The organism is Actinomycetota bacterium, assembly GCA_035540895.1.
Classification (GTDB): Bacteria; Actinomycetota; JAICYB01; order JAICYB01; family JAICYB01; genus DATLFR01.
The window spans coordinates 1-4,635 of the sequence record DATLFR010000041.1 but is presented as its reverse complement, the minus strand read 5'-3'; the positions used below and the strand labels follow the sequence as shown (position 1 = coordinate 4,635).

4 protein-coding genes are annotated in these 4,635 nt (G+C 72.6%); all 4 read left to right on the top strand.

All coding sequences use genetic code 11. The features are described 5' to 3' along the window. On the top strand, nt 1-1,318 hold a 1,318-nt coding region (locus tag VM840_02310), incomplete at its 5' end, for a hypothetical protein (protein HVL80409.1). Continuing rightward, nucleotides 1,315-2,241, top strand: coding sequence for an ABC transporter ATP-binding protein (locus VM840_02305; GenBank protein ID HVL80408.1), 927 nt, complete (start codon nt 1,315-1,317; stop codon nt 2,239-2,241). The genes VM840_02310 and VM840_02305, both read left to right, overlap by 4 nt. Further along, nucleotides 2,238-3,161, top strand: a complete 924-nt coding sequence (locus VM840_02300; GenBank protein HVL80407.1) for an ABC transporter permease subunit — start codon at nt 2,238-2,240, stop codon at nt 3,159-3,161. The genes VM840_02305 and VM840_02300 overlap by 4 nt, the downstream gene beginning before the upstream one ends. Before the next feature lie 64 nt (nt 3,162-3,225). Further along, the coding region (locus VM840_02295; protein ID HVL80406.1) for a hypothetical protein at nt 3,226-4,635 on the top strand (1,410 nt) is incomplete at its 3' end.

Genomic DNA, 4,635 nt, shown 5'->3' with positions numbered 1-4,635 from the left:
GATCTACATCGTGCTGCTCACGTACGTGGCGCTGGTCGGTCCGGTCCTGTTCTTCGTCCTGCGCCGGCGCCGCCGGACCGAGCTGGCCTGGATAGCCGTCCCGCTCGTCGCGGTCCTGTTCACGGCGGGCAGCTACGTCGGAGGCGTCGGGCTCAGGCGCCATCGGGCCGCGCACGGGTCCGTCATCGTCTCGAGCCCGGCCGGGGCGACCGCCTTCACGGCGGCGGGGACGTCCGGTGGCGGCGGGCGGGGCGCGATCCGGTTCCCAGAGGGGTGGACGCCGGCGACCACCACCGCGCAGCAACGCCGCGCACCGAGCTACCTGCTCGGCGCGGACGGCCCCCAGGCGCGGATGGAGCTGAGCCCGGGCGAGTTCGTGCTCGCGGGCGCTAGCGGACCCGTGCAGGCGGGAGACGGGCTCCGCGTCGACTCGGCCTCCCACGGAGATGTCGTGCGCGGCACGGTGCGCAACGGTACGCCGTTCGACCTGGAGCAGGCCCGGGTCTTCGTCGGGAAGAACTGGGTGCGCGTCGACGACCTGCCGGCCGGGGCAGAGCGAACGTTCGAGGTGCCGGCGACCCCGGGCGGCGCGCACTGGAGGATGCCCGGGCAGGAAGCGTGGGACCAGGAGGCGCGCTGGAGAGGCTTCGAGGACGGCGAAGCCCACCGCAGCGAGATCGTCAGCTACTCGCTATGGCAGACGTCCACCTCCCTGCCTCTCGGGGAGCCGCTCCGGCCCGGACAGGCGCTCGTCGCGGCATGGACCCGTGACTTCCGGCCGACGCTCCGTCTGGGCGAGCGGTCGCACCGCCCCGCGGGGCGGACGCTCGTCTTGGCGTACGGCGACGTGGCGGCTCCCGGCGAAGGTGCCCTCGACCCCCTCGACGTCATCCGGGAGGAGGTGAGGGGCGTGCAGTACCTCGGTCCCGAGCCGGGGTGGGACGAGGTGGACGTCTCGGCGGGCCCCCTGGTCCTGCGGTTCACGCTCCCGCGCGACCCTCAGGCACCGCTGATCCTCGCCGCGCCCGCCAGCCTCCAGCGTCTCGAGATCTGGCGGAACGGGGCGTGGGAGGACGTGCAGGTCACGGTCCCGGCTCCCGGCCCGGTTCCCGAGGGCGAAGTCGTACCGCGGATCCTGCCCCAGCCGGACGGGGGCTTCGCGCCCCCAGGTCAACCAGATGACGAACGGCTCGATACCCGGATCGACCAAGCCCTGCCCCCCGTCGACGGCCGGGTCCTGTACCTGCGCGTGACGCAGGATCCCGAGGCCGCCGCTGGGCACGCGGGATGGGCATTCGACCTGCGGGAGCAGAGATGAACGACCACCACGACCCCGATCCCACGCTCGAACCGCCTCCCCCGGCCCGTCCGGAGCGCCCGGCGGTCCGCACCTACGAGCTCACCCGGACGTTCGGACGGCTCAGGGCGGTGGACTCGGTCACGCTGGACATCCCGCGCGGAGCGATCTTCGGACTGATCGGACCGAACGGCGCCGGGAAGACGACGACCCTCGCGATGCTCGCCACGCTGCTCCTCCCCACGTCCGGACATGTCGAGGTGGCCGGCTTCGACCCGGTGACCGAGCAGAGGGAGGTCCGTCGCCGGCTCGGATACATGCCGGACGTCATGGGGGTCGTCGGGGACCTCCGCGTCGACGAGTACCTGCGTTTCTTCGCCGCCGCCTACCAGGTGCCGTCCTCCGAGCACGACGCGCTCGTGGAGGGACTCCTCGAGCTGGTCGACCTGAGCGTGAAGCGCGAGGCGACGGTCGACTCCCTGTCCCGCGGGATGAAGCAGCGGCTCGGGCTCGCCCGGGCCCTCGTGCACGACCCGGAGGTGCTGCTGCTGGACGAACCGGCCTCCGGGCTCGACCCCCGCGCCCGGATCGAGCTGCGCGGGCTGCTCAGCGAGCTCCGGTCCCTCGGTAAGACGATCCTGATATCGAGCCACATCCTGGCCGAGCTCGAGGACATGTGCACCGACGTGGCCATCATGGAGGCGGGCCGGCTGCTCGCGTCCGGCACGCCGGACGAGATCCGCAGCCGGTTCACCCAGACCCGGGTCGTCCGGGTTCGGCTCGCGGGAGGCGAAGAGACCGAGTACGAGGTGGCCGACGACGCCGAGCAGCAGGAGCTGCTCCGTCGCCTCGTCGTGGAAGAGGGCCTGCCAGTGCTGGAGTTCAAGGTCGGACGTGTCCTGGAGGATGTCTTCATGCAGGTGACGACGGGGGAGCTCCAGTGAGGCTCAGGACGAACCCGGTCCTCGCGAGAGAGCTCACCGAGCGGATGCGGCGGCGCGCCACCCCGGTGCAGATCTCCCTCTTCCTGCTCGCGGTCATCGGGATATTCGCGTCGCTGTTCCAGGTCTTCATGGCGATGTCCCGCACGGTCCGGTGCATAGAGGGGAACTGCTTCGAGGAGGCCGGGGTGCTGGGGTTCGCCGGCGCCGGCCGGCAGCTGTTCCAGACCCTGCTCTTCTTCGTCGTGGGGCTCGCGTGCATGATCATCCCGGCGCTAACCGCCGGTGCGATCGCAGGTGAAAGGGAGCGCCAGACGCTCGTCCCCCTCCAGCTGACCCTCCTTTCGCCGCTGCAGATCGTGCTGGGGAAGCTCTCCGCCTCCCTCGCGTTCATGCTCTTCCTCCTCTTCGCGACCCTTCCCGTCTTAGGCGTCACCTTCCTCATCGGAGGGGTCTCGGTCCCCGAGGTGCTGAAGGCGGCGCTGATGATCGTGCTCGTGTGCCTCATGATCGGCGCGGTCTCGATCATGTGCTCGGCTCTGCTCCGTCGCAGCCAGGGCGCGACGGTGGCCGCCTACGGGCTCGTGTTCGTCCTGAGCGTCGGGACCTTCGTCCCGATGGCGATCCTGCCGATCGTGCAGCGGTTCGAGAGCCCCATCCGCCCGGCGACGACCATCTTCCTGGCTCCCAACCCGTTCGCGGCGACCGCGAGCATCGTCAGCGGTCCGGTCGACTCGCCACTCGTAGGTTTCCGCAGCGAGGTCCTGGAGCACGCGCGCAACCGGCCGGGCCTGACCCCTCCCGAACGCGCGCTGGCCCGGGTGCCGTTCTGGCTGTTCTCGGTGATCGCGCTCGCCTCGGTCAGTGCCGGGGCTCTCTTGATCGCCGCGTGGGCGCTGCGTACGCCCCGGGAAGAACCCTGAACGCGCCCCGGGTACGCCCGGGCCCGGTACGCTCTGTGTCCGTCCGTTCTCTTCAGGGGGTGTGATGGACGACCTGCTCCGCGCCGTGCGACGCCGGCTCCGGCTCGCCTGGGCGGCGGCCACGGGCCAGTGGGTGGGTCCCGCCGTGCTGCTCGCCGCCGTGGTCCTCGCCGGGTCGGGCTGGCTCCGGCCGTGGGGATGGACGGACCGGGCGGCGATCCTCGTGATGGTCGCCGCGGCGGCCGCCCTCGGAGCGGGCGCCCTCGCCATCCGCATCCCGCCCATCGTGGCCGCTCGCGCCGCCGACCGAGGACTGGGGACGAAGGACGCCCTCGCCACCGCGGTCGAGCTGTCCGGGGACGACGGCTCCCCGTTCGTGGAAGAGGTCCGCGTGCGGGCGCAGCGCATCGCGAGGGACAACACCGCCGCCGATGCCATCCCCCTCCGGGCAGACAGGTCCCGGCTCATCGCCCTGGCCGTCCTGACGGCCATCGTGGGGCTGCTGCTCGTGGCGCCCAACCCCCAGGACGCCGTCCGCGAGCAGCTCGCCGCAGAGCGCGCCCACCTGCGTGACGAGGCGGAGAGGCTCCGCGAGTCGGCCGCCGCCCTGGCGCGCGAGAGGCAGGACCCCGGCTCCCAGCGCGTGGCGCGGGAGCTCGAAGAGCTGGCCCGCAAGCTGGAGGAGGCGCCCGACGCCAGACGGGGAGCCGAGGCGGTCGACGAGGCCGCTCAGGCCCTCGGGTCGGAGCTCGACCCCAACCTCCTGTCTTCGAAGGCCGCCCTGAAGGGGCTGGAGCGCAGCCTCGGGTCCGATGCCCTGCCCGGCACCTCCGGCAGCGACGCGGCGAGCCAGCTGGACGAGCTGTCGCGCGCGCTCGACCAGCTCACGCCGGAGCAGCGCGATGCGCTCGCGCAACGGTTGGAGGCGCTCGGGGACGCCCAAGCGGCGGGGAACCCTGCCGCCGCGCAGGCCCTCAAGGACGCCGCCGGGTCGCTCCGTCAGGGCGACGACGCATCGGCGGCCAGCGCCCTGGGAGGCGCCGCTGCGGCTCAGCGCGAGGCACGCGAGGGGGTCGCCGGCCAGGAGAGCCGGGCGGGCGCGGTGGGAGCCCTCGGTGCGGTGAAGGACCGACTGGAGCAGGGCCAGGGGCAGCAAGGTCAGGGACAGCCCGGGAAGGAAGGACAAGGCCAGCAGGGCCAGGGCCAGGGCCAGGGACAAGGACAAGGGGAAGGTCAGGGTCAAGGCCAGGGCCAGGGAGAAGGGCAAGGGGAAGGTCAGGGTCAAGGCCAGGGCCAGGGCCAAGGCCAGGGCCAAGGCCAGGGCCAAGGCCAAGGCCAAGGACAGGGACAGGGCCAAGGCCAAGGACAGGGACAGGGTCAGGGCGGCCAGGGTGGCGGTGGCGGCGGCCAGGGCCGCGGGTCCGGCTCCCAGGGGCAAGCCGCCGGCGGACAGTCGGGCGACGGTCCGGGCGGG

Excerpts from the sequence above, each read along its gene's own strand:
- VM840_02305 (HVL80408.1), top strand. The coding sequence starts at position 1,315 with ATGAACGACCACCACGACCCCGATCCCACGCTCGAACCGCCTCCCCCG.